Below are 25,356 nucleotides of genomic sequence, written 5' to 3' on the forward strand. Positions count from 1 at the left end.
CGAACCCGGCTCGCCTCCCTCTCAGAACGGGGCGATCCGTTGAATCCCCCTGCGAGGTCTGTGCGCGGCGCTCGCGGATCGGGTGGTTGATCCGGACGGCCGGGCTCTGCGCGCTGTCCGGATCGGGCCCTGGGCGCCGCGCATGCGCCAAGCGCGGCCGTTGACGGCGGCGCTGGCCCCGGCTTTGCTGGTCCGGCCCACCCCAAAGGCCACGAAAGCCCCGACCCGATGCCCGTCCTCGAACGGATCCGCGACTTCGCCGACACGATGACGGCGTGGCGGCACGACCTGCACGCCCATCCCGAGCTGCTCTACGATGTCACCCGCACCGCCGGCTTCGTGGCCGAGACGCTGCGGTCCTTCGGCTGCGACGAGGTGGTCACCGGCATCGGCCGCACCGGGGTGGTCGGCGTGATCCGGGGCAAGGGCTGCGCCTCCAACCGCGCCATCGGCCTGCGCGCCGACATGGATGCCCTGCCGATCCAGGAGGTGCGCGACCTGCCCTACCGCTCCACCGTGCCGGGCAAGATGCACGCCTGCGGCCATGACGGGCACACGACCATGCTCCTCGGCGCCGCCAAGTACCTCTCTGAGACCCGGGACTTCGACGGGGCGGCCGTGCTGATCTTCCAGCCCGCCGAGGAGGGCGGGGGCGGCGGCGAGGCCATGGTCGAGGACGGCCTGATGGAGCGGTTCGGCGTCGAGTCGGTCTACGGGATGCACAACATCCCCGGCATGGCGATCGGCACCTTCGCGATCCGCCCGGGGCCGATCATGGCCTCCACCGACCGCTTCACCGTGACCATCGAGGGGCGGGGCGGGCACGCGGCGCTCCCGCAGAACGCCATCGACAGCGTGCTCGTGTCGAGCCACGTAATCATCGCCCTGCAGAGCATCGTGTCGCGCAACCTCGACCCGGTGCAGCAGGCGGTGGTCTCGGTCTGTGCGCTCGAGGCCGGCGAGGCCTTCAACGTCCTGCCGCAGACCGTGACCATGCGCGGCACCATGCGCACGCTGTCCCAGGCGGTGCGCAGCCAGATCAAGGGACGGATCGAGACCCTCGTGGCCGACATCGCCGGCGGCTTCGGCGCCCGCGGCCGGGTCGAGTACGGATCGAGCTATCCGGTCACCGAGAACCATCCCGCCGAGACCGACTTCATGGCCGATGTCGCCGAGGCCCTGGTGGGGCGAGAGAACGTCGATCGCGCGGTGGCGCCGATGATGACCGCGGAGGATTTCTCCTACATGCTCGGCCGTCGCCCCGGCGCCTACATGTTCATCGGCAACGGCGACAGCGCCTCGCTCCATCACCCGCATTACGATTTCAACGACGCGGCCGCGCCGTACGGGGCTTCCCTGTGGGCGCGCCTGATCGAGACCGGCTTGCCGCTCACCGCCTGAGCGGGCTCCCCGCCGTCCCGAGCCTCGCGGAGGCCGTATCAGCCCCCGTAGCGCGTCTTGAGCAGCGTGTAGGTCAGCCGCGCGGTCTGAACCTCGCCGCCCTCGGGCCGCCCGGGCTTGGTGGAGGGGTTCCAGCCGTAGAGATCGAAATGGCCGTGCGCCTTGGTGTTGGGTGCGAAGCGGCGCAGGAACAGGGCCGCGGTGATCGCCCCCGCGAACGGCCCGCCGGACACGTTGTTGAGGTCGGCCACCTTGGAGTCGAGGAGGCTCGCGTAGGGCGCGTGCAGCGGCATGCGCCAGACCGGATCGATCGCCGCCCGGCCGGCCTGTGCCACCGCTTCGGCCAGCGCATCGTCCTCCGTGAAGAAGGCCGGCAGGTCCGGCCCGAGGGCCACCCGGGCGGCGCCGGTGAGGGTCGAGAAGTCGAGGATCAGTTCGGGGGAGTCCGCGTCCGCGAGGGCGAGCGCGTCGGCCAGGATCAGCCGGCCTTCCGCATCGGTGTTGCCGATCTCGACGCTGAGCCCGGCCCGGCTCGGCAGCACGTCGCCGGGGCGGAAGGCGTTGCCCGATACGGCGTTCTCCACCGCGGGGATCAGCAGGCGCAGGCGCAGGCGCAGGCGCGCGCCCATGACCATGTCGGCGGCGGCCAGCGCTGCGGCGGCCCCGCCCATGTCCTTCTTCATCAGCAGCATCGCGGCCGACGGCTTGATGTCGAGGCCGCCGGTGTCGAAGGCCACCCCCTTGCCGACCAGGGTCACGCGCGGCGCATCCGCCGGCCCCCAGGTCAGGTCGATGAGCCGTGGCGCCCGGGGCGAGGCGGCGCCCACCGCGTGGATCAGGGGATACTCCGTGGCGAGCGCCTCGCCCTGCGTGACGGTGACGGAGGCGCCGTGGCGCGCGCCGAGCGTCCGGGCCGCCGCCTCGATCTCGGCGGGGCCGAGATCGTTGGCCGGCGTGTTGACGAGATCGCGGCCCATCGCCACCGCGGCGGCGATCCGCTCCACCTCGGCCGCGTCGATGCCGGCCGGCGCCACGAGCCGGGCCTGGCTCCCGCCGCCGGAGCGGTAGCGGCCGAAGCGGTAGCTCCCCATCAGCCAGGCGAGCGCCGCCTCGGTGGGCTCGGGCGCGTCGTCCAGCCGGAACACGCCCTCCGGCAGAAGCCCCGGCAGCTTGCCGACGAGCAGCCGGTCGTGGCTTGCCGCCTCCGGATCGCCGAGGCCGAACAGAACCCGCGCGAGGCTGCCGTCGGGGCCGGGCAGCAGTGCGAGGCCGCCCGCCTTGGGCTTGAAGCCGATGGCCCGCGCGAAGCTCCGCTGGGCCGGTTCCAGGCCGGCTTCGACCTTTGCCCAGCTCCCGGTCGTGACCAGGCTCACCGGCACGGCCTGCGTGTCGCCGGGCAGGAGCCCGAGGGTCGTCGCCGGAATCTCGGCCTGGGTCATGTGCCTCTCGCATGCCGTCCGGATGGGCGGCTTAACCGGTGGTTAGGGTTAACGCTCTATCACCGGCCGGCCGGGAGCGTGAAGCGCGTGCCATCGCGTCCAGGCCAGATGCCGGCGGAGCGTACCATGATGACGGCCCTGATCCGGGTCACACGATCCCAGGCCAATGCCGGTGGCCGCGCCGCTCTGGTGGCGGCCGTCGTCGCGCTGGGGCTTGCCGGCTGCAACACCCGCTCTCCGGAAACGACCGGCTCGATCGGCTCGCTCGAGGGCACACCGGCCGCCGCCGCGGTGCCCGCGCGACAGGACATCGACCGGCTGGCCGAGCGGTTCAACGCCGATCCCACCGACGGCCGCACGGCGATCGCCTATGCCCGCGCCCTGCGGGCCACCGATCAGATCAGCCAGGCCTCGGCGGTGCTGCAGCAGGCGGCCCTGCGCAACCCGCGCGACCGGGTCCTCCTCGGCGCCTACGGCAAGTCGCTGGTCGAGGCGGGTCGATTCCGCGAGGCGATCGACGTGCTCGCCAACGCGCATACGCCCGCCAATCCCGACTGGCGCATCCTGTCGGCACAGGGCTCGGCCTCCGCCCAGCTCGGCGAGCAGGAGCGTGCGCAGAGCTTCTACGAGGCCGCCCTCAAGATCCGGCCGAACGAGCCCTCGCTCCTGTCCAATCTCGGCCTGTCCTACGCGCTGTCGCGCAATCTCGATCTCGCGGAGCAGACTCTCCGGCAGGCCGCCGACCAGCCCGGCGCCGACGCGCGGGTGCGGGCGAATCTCGCCATGGTCCTGGGCCTCAAAGGCCGCTTCGCCGATGCCGAGGCGGTCCTGCGCCGCGACATGAGCCCCGAGGAGGCGGCCACGAACGTCGCCTCCCTGCGCCGGCTCGCGGCCCAGCCCAATCGGCCCAAGTCGTTGTCCGGCATGGGGGCGCCGGGCCAGGGGTGACGCGACGGCCCATCGGCCTGATTCTTCGGTCCGATCTGCGCCGAAACCCGTGGCGGCCGGTCACCCCGCCGGTCCGGGCCCGCCCTCAGTGTTCGCGACCGACGATGCACCCCGACGCAGAGGTCGCCTGACCCCATGCGCGGAACGGGACGGCGCGTGCACCCGCTCACCGCCGTCGTGCCCCCTCCGCACCGTGCCCGACAGGAAAACGCACCTGTCACGACGACCCGGTAGCGGCCAGATTCGAAAAGTTCTATATCCCTCCCCGGCTGCGCCGCGCGGCATCACGGGCGTCCAAATCGCCCCCGCGCATCGTCCTGCCCGGGCACTCCCGGGGCGGCGCGCGCCCGTCGGGCGCTACACAGGCCGAACACGGATCTCGTAGCGCAGGTCTTGCCTGCGCGTGTTCGACAACCCGCAGCGAGGATAGAACCAGCCGTGCCCTCACTCGACAGCTTCAAGGCCCGCCAGACGCTCGAAGCCGGCGGCAAGACCTACACCTACTATTCCATTCCCGCGGCCGAGAAGAACGGCCTCGCCTCGGCCACCGCGCTGCCCTTCTCCATGAAGGTGATCCTGGAGAACCTGCTGCGCTGCGAGGACGACCGCTCGGTCAAGAAGGCCGACATCGCGGCCGCCGTCGGCTGGCTCGACCAGAAGGGCAAGGCCGAGGTCGAGATCGCGTTCCGCCCCGCCCGCGTGCTGATGCAGGACTTCACCGGCGTGCCGGCGGTGGTCGACCTCGCCGCCATGCGCGACGCCATGGTGGCGCTGGGCGGCGACCCGCAGAAGATCAACCCGCTGGTGCCGGTGGATCTCGTCATCGACCACTCGGTGATCGTCGACGAGTTCGGCACCCCGAAGGCGCTGGCCGACAACGTTGCCCTGGAATACTCGCGCAACGGCGAGCGCTACACCTTCCTGAAGTGGGGCCAGTCGGCCTTCGACAACTTCTCCGTGGTCCCGCCGGGCACCGGCATCTGCCACCAGGTGAACCTGGAATACCTCGCCCAGACCGTCTGGACGAAGTCCGAGGACGGGTCCGAGGTGGCCTATCCCGATTCGCTGGTCGGCACCGATTCGCACACCACCATGGTCAACGGCATGGCCGTGCTGGGCTGGGGCGTCGGCGGCATCGAGGCCGAGGCGGCCATGCTCGGCCAGCCGCTGTCGATGCTGATTCCCGAGGTCGTGGGCTTCAAGCTGTCGGGCAAGCTGCCCGAGGGCACCACCGCCACCGACCTCGTGCTCACCGTCACCCAGATGCTGCGCAAGAAGGGCGTGGTCGGCAAGTTCGTGGAGTTCTACGGCCCCGGCCTCGACGACATGGCGGTCGCCGACCGGGCCACGATCTCCAACATGGCTCCGGAATACGGCGCCACCTGCGGCTTCTTCCCGATCGACCAGAAGACCATCGACTTCCTGAAGGTCACCGGCCGCTCCGACGACCGGATCGCCCTGGTGGAGGCCTACGCCAAGGCGCAGGGCATGTGGCGCGACGCCCAGACCCCCGATCCGGTCTTCACCGACACGCTGGAACTCGACATGGGCGAGGTCCGGCCCTCGCTTGCCGGCCCGAAGCGCCCGCAGGACCGGGTGCTCCTCGACGGCGCCAAGCCGGGCTTCGCCGGCTCGATGGAGACCGAGTTCAAGAAGGCCGCCGACATCGCGCGCCGCTACCCCGTCGAGGGCACGAACTTCGACCTCGGGCACGGCGACGTGGTGATCGCCGCGATCACCAGCTGCACCAACACGTCGAATCCCTCGGTGATGATCGGCGCCGGGCTTCTGGCTCGCAATGCGGTGGCCAAGGGCCTGCGCTCGAAGCCCTGGGTGAAGACTTCGCTCGCGCCAGGATCGCAGGTGGTCGGAGAATATCTCGAAAAATCCGGCCTGCAGGACCCCCTCGACGCGCTCGGCTTCAACCTCGTGGGCTTCGGCTGCACCACCTGCATCGGCAATTCCGGCCCGCTGCCGGAGGCGATCTCCAAGGCCATCAACGACAATGACATCGTGGCCGCGGCGGTGCTCTCGGGCAACCGCAACTTCGAGGGCCGCGTGAACCCCGACGTGCGGGCGAACTACCTCGCTTCGCCGCCCCTCGTGGTCGCCTACGCGCTGGCCGGCTCGATGCAGATCGACATCACCACCGAGCCCCTCGGCCTGGGCTCGGACGGCAAGCCGGTCTACCTCAAGGACATCTGGCCGTCCTCGGCCGAGGTGCAGCAGTTCATCGAGGAGAACATCACCTCGGCGCTGTTCAAGTCCCGCTACGCGGACGTGTTCGGCGGCGACCAGAACTGGAAGGACGTCGAGGTCACCGAGGCCGAGACCTTCGCGTGGAACCCGGGCTCCACCTACGTGCAGAACCCGCCCTACTTCGTCGGCATGGAGAAGACCCCGAAGCCGGTCGAGGACATCGCGGATGCCCGGATCCTCGGCCTGTTCCTCGACTCGATCACCACCGACCACATCTCGCCGGCGGGCAACATCCGCGCGGCCTCGCCGGCCGGCGAGTACCTGCAGTCGCATCAGGTGCGCGTGCAGGACTTCAACCAGTACGGCACGCGGCGCGGCAACCACGAGGTGATGATGCGGGGCACCTTCGCCAACATCCGCATCAAGAACCAGATGGTGAAGGACGCCTCCGGCGGCGTGGTCGAGGGCGGGTGGACGCACTTCCAGCCCTCCGGCGAGAAGATGTTCATCTACGACGCGGCGATGAAATACGCCGAACAGGGCACGCCGCTCGTCATCTTCGCCGGCAAGGAATACGGCACCGGCTCGTCGCGCGACTGGGCGGCGAAGGGCACGAAGCTGCTGGGCGTCCGCGCCGTGGTGGCCGAGAGCTTCGAGCGCATCCACCGCTCGAACCTCGTCGGCATGGGTGTGGTGCCGCTGGTCTTCCAGGGCGACACGAGCTGGCAGTCGCTGGGCCTGAAGGGTGACGAGACCGTCACCATCAAGGGCCTCGCCGGCGAATTGAAGCCCCGCCAGACGCTCACCGCGGAGATCAAGTCCGCCGACGGTTCGGTGAAGCAGGTCCCGCTGACCTGCCGGATCGATACCCTCGACGAGCTGGAATACTTCCGCAACGGCGGCATCCTGCCCTACGTGCTGCGCTCGCTCGCGGCCTGACCACGCACCGGGCGGTCCTCGGGCCGCCCCCGCGACCGATGAGGCGGCGTCCCCCGGGCGCCGCCTTATTTGTTTCTCAGGGCGATGATTTCGCTTGCGCACAACCTTGTTTCGCGCGCGTGTCGCCCCATAACCGGGCTTCCGCATCCAGGATGGGACCCCGATGAAGCACCTCAGCAAGACCCTCGCCGCCGCCGGCCTGACCGCCCTCCTGTCGAGTGCGGCCTTCGCCGCGCAGGTCGAGCGCGTCCGCGGTACCGTCGACAAAGCCGACGGCAGCACGCTCACGATCAAGACCGACGACGGCAAGTCGGAGACGGTGGATGTCGCGGGCGCCAAGTTCGCCTGGGTGGTCCCGTCGAGCCTCGACCAGATCAAGGACGGCGTCTTCATCGGCACCGCCACCAAGGGCGAGAACCCGATGACCGCCCTGGAGGTCGTGCTCTTCCCCGAGTCGATGCGCGGCACCGGCGAGGGCCATTACGGCTGGGATACGATCACCGATCAGACCGCGGGCGCCGGCGCCAAGGTGAAGAGCGCCATGACCAACGGCACCGTGAAGGCCGAGACGTCGGGCGCGCCCAAGGTGAAGAGCGCCATGACCAACGGCACCGTGAAGGCCGACAAGGCGGCCTCCGGCGGCGAGCGCACTCTGACGGTGAGCTACGGCAAGGACGGCTCCAAGGAGATCGTGGTGCCCTCCTCGGCGCCGATCGTCGCGTTCGAGCCCGCCGACAAGGCGATCCTGACGCCCGGCTCCAAGGTCTTCGCCGTGGTCGCCAAGGATGGCGCCAAGGCCGACGGCAAGCTCATCGCGGTCGGCAAGGATGGCCTGACCCCGCCCATGTAAGGCCGGACGGCCCGCCCGACGCATTCCGTCGCGCGGGCCGATCAAGGGCCTGGGGGCGACGTTCGATCTTCGCCCTGCAGCCGCGTCGCGGAGGCCTTCGGGCCGCCGGGAGGGGGTCAATCGGTCCGGCCTCGCCTCGCGGGGCGAAGGTCCATTCGCCGGGAAGGCGCATACAAACGGCGCGGGAACGGATTAAAATTGCTTCCCCAGCGTGCCACGCGCTGGTGCCGTGCACACAAATCGCGCATCTTCCGCCGCCGAGCGGCCCGTCAACGAGGCTGCGGCGGAGGAATCCAAGATGGGCGCTGGAGTGGCGGGCGCGATCGCGCCTGAGAGAATCCCGAATCTGTTGTCGCGCGAGCGGATCGTCGCCAAGCCGGGCTTCAACCGATGGTTGGTCCCGCCGGCGGCGCTGGCGATCCATCTCTGTATCGGGATGGCCTACGGCCTGTCGGTGTTCTGGCTGCCGCTGACCCGGGCGCTCTCCGTGGGTCAGCCGGCTCCTGCCGCCTGCCCCGACATGGGCGTGATGACGGCCCTGTTCACGACGACCTGCGACTGGCGGGTGAGCGACCTCGTCACCGTGTTCTCCATCGGCATCGTCGTGCTCGGCCTCTCGGCCGCCCTGTTCGGCGGCTGGCTGGAACGGGCCGGCCCGCGCAAGGCCGGCATCGCGGCGGCCCTCTGCTGGGGCGGCGGCTTCCTGATCGGCGCCTTCGGCGTCTACGTCCACCAGCTCTGGCTGGTCTGGCTCGGCATGGGCCTGATCGGCGGCATCGGGCTGGGCCTCGGCTACATCTCGCCGGTGTCCACGTTGATCAAATGGTTCCCGGATCGCCGCGGCATGGCCACCGGCATGGCGATCATGGGCTTCGGCGGCGGCGCGATGATCGGCTCGCCCCTGGCGGACAGCCTGATCAAGAGCTTCCGGACCGCGGATTCGGCCGGTGTCTGGCAGACGCTCGCCGTGATGGGTGTCGGGTACATCCTGTTCATGCTGGGCGGCGCCTTCGGCTACCGGGTGCCCCCGGCCGGCTGGCGCCCGGACGGCTGGACCAACCCGACCGCCAAGAACGCCATGATCGCCTCGGGCCACGTCCATCTGCGCGACGCGCACAAGACCTTCCAGTTCTGGATGATCTGGCTCGTCCTGTTCCTCAACGTGTCCGCCGGCATCGGCGTGCTGGCGCTGGCCTCGCCGATGCTCCAGGAGATTTTCGGCGGCGAGCTGATCGGCCTGCCGGGCACCGGCTTTTCCGCCCTCGACGCTGGCCAGAAGGCGCAGGTCGCCGCCATCGCGGCGGGTTTCGTCGGCCTGCTCTCCCTGTTCAACATCCTGGGCCGGTTCTTCTGGGCCTCGATGTCGGACCGGATCGGCCGGAAGGGCACCTACGCGATCTTCTTCGCCTTGGGCGGCCTCCTGTATGCGGCCGCGCCCTGGGCCGCCGGCATCGGCTCGCAGGCGCTGTTCGTCGCGATCTTCTGCGTGATCCTGTCCATGTATGGCGGCGGCTTCGCGACGGTCCCGGCCTACCTCGCTGACGTGTTCGGCACGCAGTTCGTGGGCGCCATCCACGGGCGCCTGCTCACCGCGTGGTCGATGGCGGGCATCGTCGGGCCCTTCGTCATCACCAAGATCCGCGAGGCGCAGGTCGCGGCCGGCGTGCAGGGGGCGGACCTCTACGGCCGCACCATGTACGTGCTCGCGAGCTTCCTGGCGGTCGGGTTCCTCTGCAACCTGCTGGTCCGGCCGCTGGCGCAAAGGTGGTTCATGTCCGATTCCGAGCGGGCCTCCCTGGATGTCCGCTCGGGCGCCACGGCCTCCGGGCCGTCGGGCTCCTTCGGCATCGGCCGCGGCGGCTTCAGCCCCGGCGCCGGCCTGGCCTGGGCGGTGGTCGGCATCCCGATCGTCTGGGGCATCGGCATCACCCTGTCGAAGGCGTTCATCCTGTTCCGCTGAACCCGATCGCTCGGTTGTGGCAGGCACGGCGGGTCGCTAGGTTTCCGGCGCCTCGCCGTGCCGGGATGCCTTCGTCGTGATCGACAAGCTGGACTTCCTGCTCGCGCTCGCTCGCGAGCAGCATTTCGGGCACGCCGCCGAATCCTGCGGCGTGACCCAGCAGACCCTCTCGGCCGGCGTGAAGCAGCTGGAGAACCGCTTCGGCGTGCAGCTCGTGCTGCGCGGCTCCCGCTTCCAGGGCTTCACGCCCGAGGGCGAGCGGGTGCTGGAATGGGCACGGCGCATCGTGGCCGATGCCCGGGCCATGCACGAGGAGGTCACCGGCCTGCGCCGGGGCCTCACCGGACACCTGCGCATCGCCGCCATCCCCACGGCGCTGCCGATGATCGTCAACCTCACCACGCCCTACCGCGAGCGCCACCCGGACGTGCGGCTGACGGTCGAGTCCGCCACCTCGACCGACATCTTCTCGCTGATCGAGAACCTGGAGGCGGATGCCGGCCTGACCTACCTCGACAACGAGCCCCTGGGGCGGGTGGTCTCCGTGCCGCTCTACCGGGAGCGCTACCGCCTCGTGACGGCGATCGGCGGCCCCTTCGACGGCCGGTCCAGCGTCACCTGGGCCGAGACCGGCAGCCTGCCCCTCTGCCTGCTCACGCCGAACATGCAGAACCGGCGGATCATCGATCACCAGATCCGGGAGGCGGGTGTTGACCCCGCCGCAACGCTCGAATCGAACTCGATGATCGTGCTTTTGACCCATGTCCGCACCCTGCGCTGGGCCTCGATCATGCCGGAGATCCTGGTCGACGCCCTGGGGCCCATGGAGGGCGTGCGCACCATACCGATCACCGCCCCGGACCTGGAGCACACGATCGGCTTGGTCGCTCCGCGGCGCGAGCCGTCCACACCGATGGTGACGGCCCTCGTAGCTATCGCGCGGTCCCTGGCGCGGACGCTCGATCCGGATCTGGCCGCGTCGGGGACCGCCTGAGCGGTCGGCTCCGTGCCCGAACCGGGGCGGGGCGTTCCAGGAGCCATCGGCGGGCCGCGCCGAGGGCATGCACCGGCAGCGTCAGGACAAGCCAGATCGCCAGTACCGCCCCGGTGATGAGGATCGCCAGCAGGATCCGCTGCATCGAACCCGCCCTCCGCCCGCCAGGCTGGCCGAAACCGCGGGCCGGAAATCGGCCGGCGAATCGCGCAGCGTCCGGGACGAGTGAGGGTTAATGAGTCGTGCTGGCGCCAGGCTGTCGGCCGCTCGGGCGGCGGCCGGACAGCTGCCGGAAACGCGCGCCATCGTCGCGCGAGGCGGTGCCGAACAGAAAAAGCCGCCCCGTTTCCGGAGCGGCTTCCCGTCGGCGGTCAGGCTGCGATGCAGCCAGCGACCTTACTTGATCTTGGTTTCCTTGAAATCGACGTGCTTGCGCGCGACCGGGTCGTACTTGCGCATCGTCAGCTTCTCGGTCTGCGTGCGGGAGTTCTTCTTAGTGACGTAGAAATAGCCCGTGTCGGCGGTGGAGACGAGCTTGATCTTGACGGTGACGGCCTTGGCCATGGCGCGGCGCTCCTGCAGGGTGCGGCATTCCGCGTGAGCGAAACGCAAATGGCCGGGAGAGCCCGGCCGAATACGGGCGGGTGAATGCCCGATCGGGCCCGGCAGGTCAAGAGCGTGGGCCCGATCGCTCCGTCGCGGCGAGCCAGCCGGCGAAGGCCAGGAACAGGGCGAGCAGCGCCAGGGCGAAGCCGTGCGGCGGCACGAGGTCGAGCCCGCCGCCGATCACCGGCGGACCCAGCATCAGACCGACATTGTAGAGCACCACGAAGGCCGCGTTGGCCCCCGCGAGATCGTTCGCGGGGGTACGGTCGCCGAGCATCGCGAGGCCGACCGTGTAGAGGGTGCCGGCAATCCCGCCCCAGACGAGGAGGAGCAGGCCGAACGCCACCGGGTTGCCGGCCGCGAATGGGATCAGGGCCGACCCCGCGGCGCCCGCGAGGCCCGCGCCGAGCAGCACCGCGCCGCGGTCGAGACGGTCCGCGAGCCAGCCGAACGGGATCTGGAACAGCACGTTGCCCAGCGCGATCAGACTGACGAGACCAGCCGCTCCTTGCGCGTCGTAGCCGAGGCGCAGGCCGTACAGGGGCAGTATGGCGAAGATGCCGGTCTCCACCGCGCCGTAGGCGAGGGCCGCCGCCAGGGCGCCGGGGGCGAGCCGGACGTATCCGAGGATGCCGCGGCCGGAGCCCGTCTCGATCGTCGGCGACAGCCCCCGGGCCAGAAGGATCGGCAACCCGCCGGCCAGCATGAGGACGGCTCCCGTCACGTAGGGGGCCGGTCCCTCGGTCCCGACCAGCGCCAGCAGGAGCGGACCGACCGCGAAGCCCGCCGCCAGGACGGTGGCGTAGATGCCCATCACGAGGCCGCGGCGCTCCGGCGGGGCGGCGGCGTTGATCCAGTACTCGGAGAGGACGAACAGCGCGCCGAGCGTTATCGAGAAGACGAAGCGCAGGGGGAACCACAGGGCGAGGCCCGGCAGGAGCGGGAACAGGGCGAGGCTGACCGCTCCGACGACGAGCGCCAGTCCGAGCAGAGGCGCGACGCCGATGCGTGCCGCGAGCCGCGGGACGAACGGCACGGTGCAGATGCTGGCGATCCCCGCCACCGCGGTGTTGAGCCCGATCAGCGTGCTCGACGCGCCGCGCCGCTCCATCTCGATCGAGAGGAGCGGGATCGACAGGCTCAGGCCGATGCCGACGACGGTGACGCAGGTCACGGCCGCCGCGATCGCCGCCACCTCCTCCGACCTGATCCCGCGCGGCTGGTTCTGCTGCAAGCCGTCCGGGCGGCTCACAAGGCCACCCGCTCGCGCCGCCCGTAGCGCTCGTAGTGGAAGGGAATCATCCGGTAGGGCGCGAAATCGGCAGCGATCTGGGCCTCCAGGTCGTCCAGGATCGCGCCGGTTATGTACGGCAGGTCGAGCTTGCGGGCGGCGTCGAGCCGGACCCAGGCCAGTTCGGTGAACTCGGCGTCGGCCTGAATCCGTCCCGGCTCCTCGGCCGCCACCCCGCGGCGGTCGATCGCGAAGAAGCGCGTGTCGAACCGGCGCACGCGCTTCGGCGGGGTGATCGCGCGGGCCACGAGATGAAGCGCTTCGAGATCGGGGAGGACGCCGTGGCGGCCGAAGCCCTCCCAGCCCGCCGGGGGATCCTCGGGAGCGCCGTGCTCGGTCGTGCCGAGCAGCAGGCCGGTCTCTTCGTAGGTCTCGCGGATCGCGGCGAGCGCCAGGGCCCGGCCGAGATGGTGCGGCGGCCGGGAGACCTGCCGGGTCAGCGCCGCCTCCGCGTAATCGGGAAGCGCCCCGGCCACCGGCATGTGGCGGTCGCCGAGTTCGATCCGGCCGCCCGGGAAGACGAACTTCCCCGGCATGAAGGCGAGGTTCGGGTTGCGACGGCCCATCAGGACCTTCGGGCCGCCCTTTCCGCGCCGGTCGATGACGATCATGGTCGCGGCGTCCCGCGGCCGCAGGCGCGCAGCGGCCGGCTTGCCCTCAGGAGCTGTGGCGATCTCGGGCTCCTGCTGCGGAAGCGGCAAGGTGCGTCTCCTCCGGCCCCGGGGCGGGGCGGCTCCGCGGTAGCGTGGCGAAGCCGTGCATGCCAAGGGCGTATTGCAGTCCGACGACGGCGCCCTTCACCGGCTGGAGCAAAACCAGCGCGAACAGGAGCGTGAAGATCGGCCAGACCCCCATCTCCACCCAGAGAGGCACGTCGTAGGCGCTCTCGGTCTCCAGGATCAGGTAGCCGACGATGTGGGCGACGATGAAGATCACCACGTAGGGCGGCAGGTCGTCGGCCCTGTGGTGGTGCAGCTCCAGGCCGCACACGTCGCATTCCGGCCGCACCTTGAGGAAGCGGCCGAAGATCCGGCCCTGGCCGCAATGCGGGCAGCGTCCGACGAAGCCCCGGGCCAGCGCGGGGATCAGGCGGGTGCGGGCCGGGATCGCATCGGCGGTCATGGAATCGGTGTACATCGGCCGGGTCAGCGGCGCGAGCCGCGGTGGCGCGACCCGGTGTTGCGGATGCCGGGGGGGCGGCCGGGCGGCGCGGGCTTGAAGGGCCGGCCGCCGGATTTCTTGCCGGGCCCGGCGTTCCGGGCGCCGGAGCGGGTCCGCCCCTCGCTGAGCAGCTCGAAGCGCAGAGCCCCGGCCACCGGCGCGGCCTCGACGAGCCGGACCTCGACCCGATCGCCCAGGCGGAACGTCTCTCCGGTCCGCTCCCCCACCAGGGCGTGGCGGCCCTCCTCGTGGCGGAAATAGTCGGCGCCGAGCTGCGACACCGGCACGAAGCCGTCGGCGCCGGTCTGGTCGAGCTTGATGAACAGGCCGGCCCGGGTCACGCCAGCGATCTGGCCCGCGAAGGTCGCCCCGACCTGATCGGCGAGGTGATGGGCGATCAGCCGGTCGATGGTCTCGCGCTCGGCCGCCATGGCGCGGCGCTCCGCAGCCGAGATCTGCTCGCCGATCTGCGCCAGCTCGCCGAGGGAGACGTCGCCCGCGAGCCCGTCCGAGCCGAGCCGGCAGGCGGTGATCAGCGCCCGGTGCACGATCAGGTCGGCGTAGCGCCGGATCGGCGAGGTGAAGTGCGCGTAGCGGCGCAGGTTCAGGCCGAAATGCCCGAGATTCTCGGGGGCGTAGACGGCCTGGGCCTGGCTGCGCAGGATCACTTCGTTGAGGAAGACCCCGTGCTCGGTCTCGGCCGCCGTGGCGAGGATCCGGTTGAACAGGGCGGGTCGCAGCGCCCCTTCCTTGGGCAGCTTGATGCCCACAGAGGCCAGGACCTCGCCCAGCGCCCGCATCTTCTCCAGGGCGGGCTCGTCGTGGACGCGGTAGATCAGCGGCTGGCGGGCGTGCTCCAGGGTCTCGGCGGCGGCGACGTTCGCCTGGATCATGAACTCCTCGATCAGCCGATGGGCGTCGAGGCGCTCCGGCACGATCACCCGGTCGACCGCGCCCTCGGGGCTCAGGAGAACCTTGCGCTCGGGCAGGTCGAGGGCGAGCGGGCCCCGGCGGTCACGGGCCGCGCGCAGGGCCGCATAGGCCGCCCAGAGGGGGCGGAGCGCCGTCTCCAGCAGCGGCCCGGTCGTGTCATCCGGCTGCCCGTCGATGGCTCGTTGCGCCTGCGCGTAGGCGAGCTTGGCCCGGGAGCGCATCATCACCCGGTGGAAGCCGTGGCGGCGCATCTCGCCGTCGGCGGCGATGACCATGCGCACGGCGAGCGCCGGCCGGTCCTCGCCCTCGCGCAGGGAACAGAGATCGTTCGAGATCCGCTCGGGCAGCATCGGCACGACCCGGTCGGGGAAATAGACCGAGTTGCCCCGCTCCAGCGCCTCGCGGTCGAGGCTGGAGCCGGGGCGGACATAGGCTGCCACGTCCGCGATGGCGACGGTGAGGATGAAGCCGCCGGCATTGGCCGGATCCGGATCGGCCTCGGCCATGACGGCGTCGTCGTGGTCCTTGGCGTCCGGCGGGTCGATGGTGAGGAGCGGGCGGTCGCGCCAATCCTCGCGGCCCTTCAGCGTGGCGGGCTCGGCGGCATCCGCCTCGGCCAGGGTCGTGTCGGCGAAGACGTGCGGGATATTGTGAAGGTGCAGCGCGATCAGGCTGACGGCCTTCTCGGACCCGAGTGAGCCGAGCCGCTCGCGGACCCGGCCCCGCGGCAGGCCGAAGCGGGTCTCGCGCTCCAGGGAGACGCTGACGAGGTCGCCGTCGCGGGCCTGCCCTTCTTCGCCGGGCGGGATCAGGATCTCGCGCCCCTGCGAGCGCTTCTCGACGGGCACGATCCGGCCGCCTTGCGCGCCGGCCCGGTAGACGCCGATGACCTCGGCCTTGTTCTTCCCGATGACCTTGACGACCCGGCCGGTGTAGCCGCCCTCGGCGTCGCGCTCGACGCGGATCAGGGCGCGTTCGCCGATGCCCGGGGCCGGCCGGCTGCCCTTGCGGGGGCCGCGCGGCTGCGTCAGCACGATGGCCGGCGGCTTGCCCGTGCCGGTCCATTCCACCGGTATCGCCAGGAAATCGCCGTGGCGGTCCCGGGAGCGGATGTCGGCCAGCACGACCGGCGGCAGATGGCCCGCCGGGGCGAGGCCGCCGCGGCCACGGTCGAGGGCGCCCTCCGCCTCGATCTCCTTAAGGATGCGCTTCAGGTCGATCTTGGCGGCCCCCTTGATGCCGAAGGCCTGGGCGATCTCCCGCTTGCCGACGCGTTCCTTCGACTCGGCCACGAAGGCGAGGATCTGCTCGCGGGTGGGGAGGGGCGGAGGAGCATCGGGCTCGGCCGCGGGGGCGGTGGTGCGTCGTGCCAAAAGGGGGATGCCGGACGGTTCTGCGGTAGACGGGACCCGCGTGCGGGCGCGGGACCGAGGCGTCGGTCCTGTAGGCCTAACATGGGGGTCCCGCCCGCCCGCGGCAACGCCGCCCCGGCTTTCCTCAACAGGCGCAATCAGCCGGTCGAGGCGCTCGTCCGGATGCGTGCCACGGCTTGGTCCATGTCGAGGCCGGGTGCGAGCAACTCGTCCAGGGTGAAGGGACAGGCGCGCGGCAGGGTCAGGTTCACCCGTCCTTCCTGCGGCGCCAGCTCCGGCGTCTCGGCCTTCCGGATGGCGAGCGTCCAGGCGCCGTCCATCCGCAGGCTCTCCGGCTCGGGGGGATCGTCCGCGAGGGCCCTGAGCTTGGCGCGACCCGCATCGCGGCACGCGCGGCTCAGGCCGTCGTCGGAGAGAAGGGCGGCCTTGATCAGCTCGGCCAGGGCATCCCTGACCCGTTCGACGCTCGCGTTCATGGGTATCCGTCCCGAAGATCGCGGGTGCGTGGCAAGCCGGATGCCAGCGCGCGCGTCATCCAGTCGCCGATGGTCTCCCGCGCTCCGCCGGGTGTAGAAGGCGCGGATGATCCCGGTCCTGACCCGCCACACCGAGGCCGTGCCGCTCTATGTTGCCGCCTGCGCCGAGTTGCGCCTGCGCGGCTTCGAGGGCGATCTGACGCTGTCGGACGCCGACCGCACGGTCTTCTCCACCGACAACTCGATCTACCAAGTGGCGCCGGGGGCCGTGGCCTTTCCCCGCAGCCGCGACGATCTCGTGCGCATCGCCAAGCTCCTCGAGGATCCGCGCTTTTCCGAGATCGTGATCCGGCCCCGGGGCGGGGCGACCGGTACCAACGGCCAGTCGCTGGGCCACGGCCTCGTGGTCGACACCTCGCGGCATATGAACCGCATCCTGGAGATCGACGTCGCGAACCGCTTCGTCCGGGTCGAGCCGGGGGTTGTGAAGGACCAGCTCAACCGGGAGCTCGCCAAGCACGGCCTGTTCTTCGCCCCGGAACTCTCCACCTCGAACCGCGCCACGATCGGCGGCATGATCTCCACCGATGCCTGCGGGCAGGGCTCGTGCCTCTACGGCAAGACCCGGGACCACGTCCTGGCGCTGACCTGCGTGCTCACCGATGGCACGGTCTGGACCGCCGAGCCCCTCGACGCGGAAGGCCTTGAAGCCGCCAAGGGGCGCAACGACCGGGTCGGGGCGATCCACCGCACCATCGATGCCGTCGTCACCGCGAATGCGGCACTCATCGCGGAGCGCTTTCCCAAGCTCAACCGCTGCCTCACCGGCTACGACCTCGCCCATCTGCGCGACGCAAGCGGCCGGTTCGACCTCAAGAGCGTGATCTGCGGCTCCGAAGGAACCCTGGCGCTGATCGCCGAGGCGCGGCTCAACGTGCTGCCGATCCCGAAGGCCGCGGTGCTGGTCGCGCTGTCCTACGTCGATTTCGATGCGGCGCTCCGCGACGCGCAGGCGCTGCTGCCCTTCGGCGCCGCCTCGGTGGAGACCATCGACTCCACGGTGCTGGCGCTCGCCCGCAAGGATCCGATCTGGGCCGAGGTGCGGGCCTTCTTTCCCGACGATCCGGCCGGACGGCCGGTGGACGGCATCAATCTCGTGGAATTCGTCGGCGACGACGCGGCGTCCGTGGAGGCCGCCCTGGCGCGGCTCACCGGCCTGCTGGAGGCCGAGCGCGGCACCGACACGAAGCGCCTCGGCTTCACCATCGCCCGGGGCGACGCCATCGAGCGGCTCTGGACCATGCGCAAGAAGGCGGTGGGCCTCCTCGGCGCCGCCCAGGGCGATGCCCGCCCGATCCCCTTCGTGGAGGATACGGCCGTCCCGCCGGAACGGCTCGCCGATTTCATCGCGGAGTTCCGGGCGCTCCTCGACGGCAAGGGGCTGCGCTACGGCATGTTCGGCCACGTCGATGCCGGCGTGCTGCATGTCCGGCCGGCCATCGACCTGAAGGATCCGGACCAGAACGGCCTGATCCGCGAGGTCACGGAAGGCGTGGTCGCGCTCACCGCCAAGTATGGCGGCCTGCTCTGGGGCGAGCACGGCAAGGGCTTCCGGTCGGAGTTCGTGCCCGCGATCTTCGGGCCGCTGATGCCGGCGCTGGAGGCGGTCAAGCGCGCCTTCGATCCGGGCGACCGGATGAACCCGGGCAAGATCGCCTCGGCCAAGGGGGAGGGGCTGACCCGGATCGACGGCGTGCCGCGCCGGGGCGAGCAGGACCGCACCATCCCGGCAACGGTCCGGCGGGGGTTCGACGAGGCGCTCCATTGCAACGGCAACGGCGCCTGCTTCTCGTTCGATGCCGACGAGGCCATGTGCCCGTCCTGGAAGGCGACGCGGGAACGCCGGCATTCGCCCAAGGGTCGCGCCTCGCTGATGCGCGAGTGGCTGCGCCGTGCGGCGGAGGCGGGGATCGACCCGGCCGCCGAGCTGGCGCGGCAGCGCGCCGGGTGGCTGCACGACGTGGCGGCGACCTTGCGGAGCGGTATCCGCCGCCGGTCGGAGGCCGACGATTTCTCCCACGCCGTCAAGGAGGCGATGGATGGCTGCCTCGCCTGCAAATCCTGCACGGGGTCCTGCCCGATCAAGGTCGATGTGCCGACCTTCCGGGCCAAGTTCCTGGCGCTCTATCACACGCGCTACGCCCGGCCGCTGAAGGATCACCTCGTGGCGGCGTTGGAGCCGCTGCTGCCGCTGGCGGCCCGGATGCCGCGCCTGAGCAACGTCGTCCTGACCAATCCGGTGGCCCGGCTGCTTCTGGCCCGGGCCGGGCTGGTGGCGATCCCGGCCCTGTCGCCCGTCGCTCTCACGGAGCGGCTGGGGGATCTCGGGGTCGCCGTCGCGACGCCGGACGCCCTGGCCCGGCTGGATGCGCAGGAGCGGGCGCGGGCCGTGCTGGTGGTGCAGGACGCCTTCACCACTCATTTCGACGCGGACGTCGTGGCCGATAGCTGCGCACTCCTCATCGCCCTCGGCTTCCGGCCCTGGCTCGTGCCCTACCGGCCGAACGGCAAGCCGCTGCACGTGCACGGCTTCCTGGCGCGGTTTGCCGCCGTCGCCCGGTCCAATGCCGCGATGCTGCGCGATCTCGCCAGGCACGGCGTGCCCCTGGTCGGGATCGATCCGTCGATGACGCTGACCTACCGGTCCGAATACGCGCAGGCTCTGGGCGACGATCTCCCGAAGGTCCATCTCCTCCAGGAATGGCTGGCCGCCCGGCTCGACCGGATCGCGCCGGGCCAAGGCGGCCGCACGATGCGGCTGCTGCCCCATTGCACCGAGCGCACCAACGCTCCGGGCGCGGTGCGGGACTGGCAGGCCGTGTTCGCCCATCTCGGCCTGCGGCTCGAAGTGCCGGCCGCCGGCTGCTGCGGCATGGCGGGGACCTACGGGCACGAGGCGCGCCAGCGCGCCACCTCCGAGGCGATCTACGGCCTGAGCTGGGCCCGCCACGTGGCCGAGGCGCCCGGCTGCACCCTGCTGGCGGACGGATATTCCTGCCGGTCCCAAGCCACGCTGGTCGACGGCGTGCGGCTGCGACACCCGGCCCAGGCGCTCCTTGAGCATGTCCGTGCGGATGCCGGCGGCGCTGCGGCCTTCCATCCCGCCCGCGCCGCGGCTGCGGCGCCATGAGATCTGCCATGAACGTCGCTGTCGTCGGGGCCGGCGCTGTCGGCTGCTATTACGGGTTTCTCCTGGCGCAGGCCGGCCACGCGGTGACGCTGATCGGACGCCCCGCCCTGGTCGAGGCCGTGGGGGCGGCCGGGCTGGTGCTGGAGCGCGCGGCCGGGACGGCCTCGGTCCCCGTGCGGGCGACCGAGGCCGGCGACGGCGTGTCCGGCGCCGACCTCGTGCTGGTCTGCGTGAAGTCCGGCGATACCGAAGCGGCGGGTGCGATGATCGCAGGCCATCTCGATCCTGCCGCGACGATCCTCAGCCTCCAGAACGGCGTCGACAACGCGGAGCGGCTCGCCGCCGTGCTGGACCGGCCGGTCGTGCCGGTGGCGGTCTACGTCGCCACCGCGATGGCCGGCCCCGGCCATGTCCGGCACAACGGGCGCGGCGACCTGATCCTCGGCGCCTCGGAGACGAGCGACCGTATCGCCGCCGCTTTCACGGCAGCCGGCATCCCCACCACGGTCTCGGCGCGCGCGGTCGACGCGCTCTGGGCGAAACTGATCACGAACTGCGCCTACAACGCCCTCTCGGCCCTGACGCAGCGTCCCTACGGTCGCCTGCTCCAGGGCGAGGGCGTCGTCGCGGCGATCACGGATGTCGTTCGGGAATGCGTCGCCGTCGCCGAAGCCGACGGGGTGTCGGTGCCCCCCGACATCCTCGACACCGTGCTGGATCTCGGTGTCACCATGTCCGGGCAGCGTTCGTCCACCGCCCAGGACCTCGCCCGCGGCCGGGCCAGCGAGATCGACCACCTCAACGGCTTCGTCGTGCGCAAGGGCGCGGCGCTCGGCATTCCGACACCGGCGAACCGGTTGCTGCACACGCTGGTCAAGCTCGCCGAGCACAAGGACTGATATCGCTCTCCGGCGCCCGGACCATCACCCCGAGCGCAGCGACGCGGCCCGGGGTGGCGCGACGTCGGAGAGTCCGGCGCCGCTGCATTGCTGCGCTGCCCTCGCGAAGGCGGGGTCGGCCCGGTTCGCACGGGACCGGCTACGCCCGTGCGGCGGCGTTGGCCTTGCGGGTCGCGGCGGCCTTCCTGGCGGAGGCGGAGCGTTCCGCGGCCGTCCGCCCGGCCGAGGCCTTGCCGCCGGATTCGCCGCCCTTGTGGGCGGCCGGATGTCCGGTGGCCTTGCCGCGGCCCGAGCCGCCCGGCTTCTTGCCGCCGCCGTCGTCCTTGTTGACGGTGGCCCAGGCCCTGGCCTCCGCCTCCTTCTCCGGCACCCCGCGGGCCTCGTAGGACTCGGCGATGTGCTCGGCCTTGCGCTTCTGCTTGTCGGTGTACTTCGATTTGTCGCCCTGGGACATGGGCCGTCTCCCGAAGCTCAGCCCACCCCGGTCGGACCGTCGAGGATGGCGCGCACGCGGCGGACCAGCTCCGTGCGCCGGTAGGGCTTGTTCAGGAGATCAAACTCCGAGCCGCCGATATCGGTTCGCTCCAGGCTCGCCTCCGCGTAGCCCGTGGCGAGCAGCACCTTGAGCTTGGGCTGGCGGCGGCGGGCTTCGCGGGCCAGCAGCACGCCGTTCATGCCGCCGGGCATGATCAGGTCGGTGAAGAGCAGATCGATGCGCTCGCTCGAATCCAGGATCTCCAGGGCCTCGCGGGCATTGCTCGCCACCAGCGTCGTGTAGCCGAAGTCCCGCAGGATGGTGCGGGCGAGTTCGGCCACGTCCTCGCGGTCGTCGACGATGAGGATCGTCTCGGAGCCCTGCCGATCAACGGACCGCAGCGAAACCTTGGCAGGGGCATTGACGTCGCCGTCGGTCGCGGGGAACGACAGGCGCACCGTCGTGCCCGCACCCACCGCCGACTCGATCTGCGCCGCGCCGCCCGACTGCTTGGCGAAGCCGTAGACCATCGACAGGCCGAGCCCCGTCCCCTTGCCCTCCTCCTTGGTGGTGAAGAACGGGTCCATCACCCGGGCGAGCACGGCCGGCGGGATGCCGGTACCCGTGTCCTTGATGGCGATGCTGACATAGCGCCCGTCGCGCAGCGGACCGAGCTCCCGGCCGCGGGCGGCGACCTCGCTGTTCTCCGTGGAGATCCGGACGGTGCCGCCCTCCGGCATCGCGTCGCGGGCGTTGATCAGGACGTTCAGGATCGCGACCTCGGCCTGGGTCGGATCGACCCGGCAGTTCCAGAGATCCTCCGCAAGATCGAGTTCGACCTTCACGGCCTCGCCGACGGAGCGGGCGACCATCTCGCCCATCCCCTCGATCAGGGTGTTGAGATTGACGGCGCGCCCGTCCAGCCGCTGCTTGCGGGCGAAGGCCAGCAATTGCTGCGTCAGCGTCGTCGCGCGCTCCGCAGCCTGGCGGATGTTCTCGGTGGCGCGGCCGAGCCGGGCGCGGTCGGCATCGGGCTTCTCCAGCCCGGCCGCCAGGATGTCGACGTAGCCGACGATCACCTGGAGGAGATTGTTGAAGTCGTGCGCGATGCCGCCCGTGAGCTGGCCCAGCGCCTCCATCTTCTGAGCCTGACCCAGCGCCTCCTCGGCGTCGCGGCGGCGCGAGACGTCGAGCTGAGAACCGAAATAGTACACGAGCTCGCCGTCGGCATTGTAGACCGGCGAGACGAACAGGGCATTCCAGAAGGTCGAGCCGTTCTTGCGGTAGTTCAGGATCTCGGTGGCGAACTCGCGCTTCTCGGCGATCGCGGCCCGGACCTGCGCGACGCTCTCGCGGTCGGTTTCGGGGCCCTGAAGGAAGCGGCAATTGCGCCCGATCAGCTCTTCCGGCGTATAGCCCGTCATCGCCAGGAACGCCCGATTGGCGAAGATGATCGGGTTGTCGGGCTGGCGCGGATCGGTGACGATCATCGGCATGCGCGTCGTCTCGACCGCCGCGAAGAAGATATCGCTGCGGCGGTCGGTCAGGTCACTCGGCGCGCTGTCCCTGATCGGAGGGCTCGGCCCGGAGGGCGGTGTTTCTGGGGTCTCAGACATGCGCGGTGATGTTCAGCCTCCGGGACGTAAAAGCATTTTGCGCGCGCCCGATCACGAAAAGCGGACGGAACACTAGCGGTCGAGAGCGCGATGTCGACGGCCCGTCCTCAGAGGTGGTGTCGCACGGCGCGTCATGCCACTGCCGGCTGCGCCGAACTGGAGCGGGCAGTCACGGGTGCCGGGACGAGCCGGGTGGGTGCGGATTCCTGGCAGGCGCCGAGCACAGCCGAGAGCGCCTCGTTCAGCGATGTCACGAGGAAGTCTGCCGAGGTTGCCCGGCGCAGCCGTTCCAGGGTCGCCGGATCGCGCTCGCGCCAGAAGCCCACGAGGATGCGCACGCCCGGCACCGCCGCACGGGCCTGCCGGACGGTGAAGCGGATCTGCGAGAGGCTCACCGGCTCGAGATACGAGAAGCAGATCAGCGCGAGCCCCTCCGGATTGTCGGGACGCTCGCCGGCGCGGATCGCGGCCATCGAGAGAATCTGCGAGGCCAGCCCGTGGCGGGCGAGGATCTGGCTCAGCATCAGCGTCGCCGCCTCGTCGAACGGGCCGCGGCTCGACACGCACAGCACCGGCGTCTCGCTGCGCCAGTTGGGGGCGAGATCCTCGCGCTCGAGGACGATTCCGGCCACTTGCCGGTCGGGCCCGATGGCGGCCAGCGCCGCCGCAGTCTCGGTATCGGGACCGCGCCCGGAGCCTCGACGGCTTCGCCGGGTCATCGGAGCGGTCCCGAGGCGGTCGACGACCGTGCGGATCGCCGCCCCGACCTCCGCCTGCCGCTCGCGGTCCAGGGTGCCGCGCGAGAGATCCTCCTGCGCGAGCAGCAGGCCGGCGAGGGCGACCTCGTCGTAGTAGGTGACGAGGGCGCGCTCCTTGAGGAACTGCCAGCCCTGGTCGATCGCCTCGACCGGATCGCCGGCCAGCATGCGCTGGTAGAAGATCTCGGGCGGCGACAAGGCTGGCTGATCGCCCAGCAGGACGTCGAGGTACCAGAGGCGCTCCACGTGCCGGCCGAGGACCACGAGGCACACGGTGAGCGGCGTGGCCAGGACGAGGCCGATCGGCCCCCACAGGAACGTCCAGATCGTCGCCGCGAGGATGACGGCGACCGGCGAGAGGCCGGTGGAGTGGCCGTAGAGGAGCGGCTCGACCACGTGGCCGCAGATCGGCTCCACCACCAGGAACAGGACCGCGGTGGCGATCACCATGCCCCAGCCGGGATCGACGGCGGCGGCGAGGATCAGCGGCAGAAGGGCGCTGATCGCCGCGCCGATATAGGGCACGAACCGCAGGATCGCCGCGAGGACACCGAACAGGGTCGGACTCGGGACGCCGATCATCCAGAGTCCGAAGCCGATGACGAGGCCGAAGGCGATGTTGAGGGCGAGCTGGGCCAGGAAGAAGCGGCTGAGCCGGCTCGTGGCATCGTCGATCGCCGCCGTGGTGCGGCGCAGGTCGCCCGAGCCGCCGGCGAGCCGGATCGCCCGGTTTCGCAGATCCTCCCGCTGGAGCAGGATGAAGATCGTGAAGATCAGGATCAGGCCCGTCGTGGCCAGCGGGTGCAGGATCGGGCCCGCGAAGGTCTGAAGCGTGTCGACCACGCTGGCGCGGGCGGGCGTGAGTTCCACGGTGAGGGGATGCGTGCGCGACCCCGGCTCGCCGCGGACTTCCGCGGCCGGGGGCGGCTGCAGGGTGGCGCTGAGGTCCTGCACCATGTCGACGATCCGCGACAGGGTGCCGGTCCCGGCCGTCGCCCCGCGCAGATCCTTGATCTTGGTGCGCATCACCTGCGTGTAGCGCGGCAGGTCCGAGGCGAGCTGGGACGCCTCGCTGGCGATCAGGCTGCCGATCCCGAACAGGGCGCCGAAGACGATCACCACCACGAGGAGGACCGCCGGCGCACGCGGCACGCGCAGCCGCCGCAGGACCCGGACGGCCGGCACCAGCACGAAGCTGAGGAGGATCGCCAGCGTCACCGGAACGAGGATCTCGCGCCCGAGATACAGGGCCGCCAGCGTGGCGACCACGAGGAGGATCGAGGCCAAGGCCACGAAGACCGGCAGGCCCTGCCGCAGGCGCTGGGCAGTGACGGGATCCTCGCTCACGGACACGCTCCACTCACATCAGGTCTCGGGATCGCAATTCGCGCGTCCGCGGTCGGGTCAGCTCGCCGGGGCGGTCTCGCCCAGGGCGGTGCTGATCTGGCTGAGAAGCTTCGAGAAATCGACCGGCTTCGGGTGGTAGTCGTCGCAGCCGGCCTGGATCGCCTTGTCGCGGTCGCCCGACATGGCGTGGGCGGTGAGCGCGATGATCGGGATCGCCCGCGTGTCGGTGCCCGACTTCAGCGTCCGGGCGACCGACCAGCCGTCCAGGACCGGCAGGTTCATGTCGAGCAGGATCACGTCGGGCTGACCCGAGCGGGCTTGTCGGACCCCGGCCTCGCCGTCATGTGCGAGGATCACCTCGTACCCGCGCCGCTTGAGGCGGCGGGACAGGAAGTCCCAGATCTCTTCGTGGTCCTCGACCAGCAGAATCTTCGCCATCAGAACTCATACCCCCGGCTCGCGTCGTGCCGGACGGCAGCTCAACGCGCGGCATCGCACAAT

Annotated in this window: 19 protein-coding genes; 8 read left to right on the top strand and 11 right to left on the bottom strand. The window is 70.9% G+C overall.

Features of this window, described 5'->3' with window-relative positions; translation table 11 throughout:
* Positions 1-228 precede the first annotated feature (228 nt).
* Entirely contained in the window at positions 229-1,401 is a 1,173-nt protein-coding gene (locus A3862_RS13805; RefSeq protein ID WP_043381111.1) for a M20 aminoacylase family protein, read from the top strand.
* A gap of 38 nt (positions 1,402-1,439) precedes the next feature.
* On the opposite strand, the gene A3862_RS13810 is transcribed toward A3862_RS13805, so the two are convergent.
* Entirely contained in the window at positions 1,440-2,840 is a 1,401-nt protein-coding gene (locus A3862_RS13810) for a leucyl aminopeptidase family protein (protein WP_043758908.1), read from the bottom strand.
* A gap of 129 nt (positions 2,841-2,969) precedes the next feature.
* Between A3862_RS13810 and A3862_RS13815 the strand changes: the two genes are divergently transcribed.
* The 5 genes from A3862_RS13815 to A3862_RS13835 all read left to right on the top strand — a co-directional run bounded on the left by A3862_RS13815 (position 2,970) and on the right by A3862_RS13835 (position 10,730).
* Positions 2,970-3,788, top strand: coding sequence for a tetratricopeptide repeat protein (locus tag A3862_RS13815; protein WP_043761377.1), 819 nt, complete (start codon positions 2,970-2,972; stop codon positions 3,786-3,788).
* Positions 3,789-4,226: 438 nt separating this feature from the next.
* Positions 4,227-6,926 carry an aconitate hydratase AcnA gene (gene acnA, locus A3862_RS13820; protein WP_043356884.1) on the top strand — a complete coding sequence of 900 codons (2,700 nt, stop codon included), beginning with the start codon at positions 4,227-4,229 and terminating at the stop codon, positions 6,924-6,926.
* 163 nt (positions 6,927-7,089) lie between these two features.
* On the top strand, positions 7,090-7,776 hold the full coding sequence (locus tag A3862_RS13825; RefSeq protein WP_043758906.1) for a hypothetical protein: 687 nt from the start codon (positions 7,090-7,092) through the stop codon (positions 7,774-7,776).
* 298 nt (positions 7,777-8,074) lie between these two features.
* Positions 8,075-9,736 (top strand): OFA family MFS transporter, encoded by a 1,662-nt coding sequence (locus tag A3862_RS13830; protein ID WP_052083660.1) that lies wholly within the window; start codon positions 8,075-8,077, stop codon positions 9,734-9,736.
* 76 nt (positions 9,737-9,812) lie between these two features.
* Positions 9,813-10,730: a LysR family transcriptional regulator gene (locus tag A3862_RS13835; protein ID WP_043381106.1), complete on the top strand. Its 918-nt coding sequence runs from the start codon at positions 9,813-9,815 to the stop codon at positions 10,728-10,730.
* A gap of 396 nt (positions 10,731-11,126) precedes the next feature.
* Here the strand turns inward: A3862_RS13835 and rpmG are convergent, their stop codons facing one another.
* The 6 genes from rpmG to A3862_RS13865 all read right to left on the bottom strand — a co-directional run bounded on the left by rpmG (position 11,127) and on the right by A3862_RS13865 (position 16,570).
* Entirely contained in the window at positions 11,127-11,294 is a 168-nt protein-coding gene (gene rpmG / locus A3862_RS13840) for a 50S ribosomal protein L33 (protein WP_020092568.1), read from the bottom strand.
* 106 nt (positions 11,295-11,400) lie between these two features.
* Positions 11,401-12,588 carry an MFS transporter gene (locus A3862_RS13845; protein ID WP_236961988.1) on the bottom strand — a complete coding sequence of 396 codons (1,188 nt, stop codon included), beginning with the start codon at positions 12,586-12,588 and terminating at the stop codon, positions 11,401-11,403.
* On the bottom strand, positions 12,585-13,328 hold the full coding sequence (locus tag A3862_RS13850; RefSeq protein WP_111473653.1) for an NUDIX hydrolase: 744 nt from the start codon (positions 13,326-13,328) through the stop codon (positions 12,585-12,587). Before A3862_RS13850 ends, A3862_RS13845 begins: the two co-directional genes overlap by 4 nt.
* Positions 13,285-13,749, bottom strand: coding sequence for a DUF983 domain-containing protein (locus A3862_RS13855; RefSeq protein ID WP_111474342.1), 465 nt, complete (start codon positions 13,747-13,749; stop codon positions 13,285-13,287). The genes A3862_RS13850 and A3862_RS13855 overlap by 44 nt, the downstream gene beginning before the upstream one ends.
* 23 nt (positions 13,750-13,772) lie before the next feature.
* Positions 13,773-16,094 (bottom strand): ribonuclease R, encoded by a 2,322-nt coding sequence (gene rnr / locus A3862_RS13860; protein ID WP_111473654.1) that lies wholly within the window; start codon positions 16,092-16,094, stop codon positions 13,773-13,775.
* Positions 16,095-16,231: 137 nt separating this feature from the next.
* Complete coding sequence (locus A3862_RS13865) at positions 16,232-16,570, bottom strand: hypothetical protein (RefSeq protein WP_043355289.1); 339 nt, start codon at positions 16,568-16,570, stop codon at positions 16,232-16,234.
* Between the two features lie 106 nt (positions 16,571-16,676).
* On the opposite strand from A3862_RS13865, the gene ydiJ reads away from it, so the two are divergent.
* Positions 16,677-19,760, top strand: coding sequence for a D-2-hydroxyglutarate dehydrogenase YdiJ (gene ydiJ / locus A3862_RS13870; protein WP_111473655.1), 3,084 nt, complete (start codon positions 16,677-16,679; stop codon positions 19,758-19,760).
* An 8-nt stretch (positions 19,761-19,768) separates the two neighbouring features.
* On the top strand, positions 19,769-20,659 hold the full coding sequence (locus A3862_RS13875; protein WP_043758900.1) for a ketopantoate reductase family protein: 891 nt from the start codon (positions 19,769-19,771) through the stop codon (positions 20,657-20,659).
* 139 nt (positions 20,660-20,798) lie between these two features.
* Here A3862_RS13875 and A3862_RS13880 read toward each other — a convergent pair whose 3' ends face one another.
* The 4 genes from A3862_RS13880 to A3862_RS13895 form a co-directional block, all read right to left on the bottom strand.
* Entirely contained in the window at positions 20,799-21,113 is a 315-nt protein-coding gene (locus tag A3862_RS13880; RefSeq protein WP_043355295.1) for a hypothetical protein, read from the bottom strand.
* A gap of 17 nt (positions 21,114-21,130) precedes the next feature.
* Positions 21,131-22,750 carry a hybrid sensor histidine kinase/response regulator gene (locus A3862_RS13885; protein WP_043381097.1) on the bottom strand — a complete coding sequence of 540 codons (1,620 nt, stop codon included), beginning with the start codon at positions 22,748-22,750 and terminating at the stop codon, positions 21,131-21,133.
* Between the two features lie 131 nt (positions 22,751-22,881).
* The gene (locus A3862_RS13890; RefSeq protein WP_043758898.1) at positions 22,882-24,855 is read right to left on the bottom strand and encodes an AI-2E family transporter; all 1,974 of its coding nucleotides are present in this window, start codon (positions 24,853-24,855) and stop codon (positions 22,882-22,884) included.
* Positions 24,856-24,912: 57 nt separating this feature from the next.
* Positions 24,913-25,293 carry a response regulator gene (locus A3862_RS13895; protein WP_043355299.1) on the bottom strand — a complete coding sequence of 127 codons (381 nt, stop codon included), beginning with the start codon at positions 25,291-25,293 and terminating at the stop codon, positions 24,913-24,915.
* Between the last annotated feature and the right edge of the window lie 63 nt (positions 25,294-25,356).

The sequence above is a fragment of the Methylobacterium sp. XJLW genome (assembly GCF_003254375.1).
GTDB lineage: Bacteria > Pseudomonadota > Alphaproteobacteria > Rhizobiales > Beijerinckiaceae > Methylobacterium > Methylobacterium fujisawaense.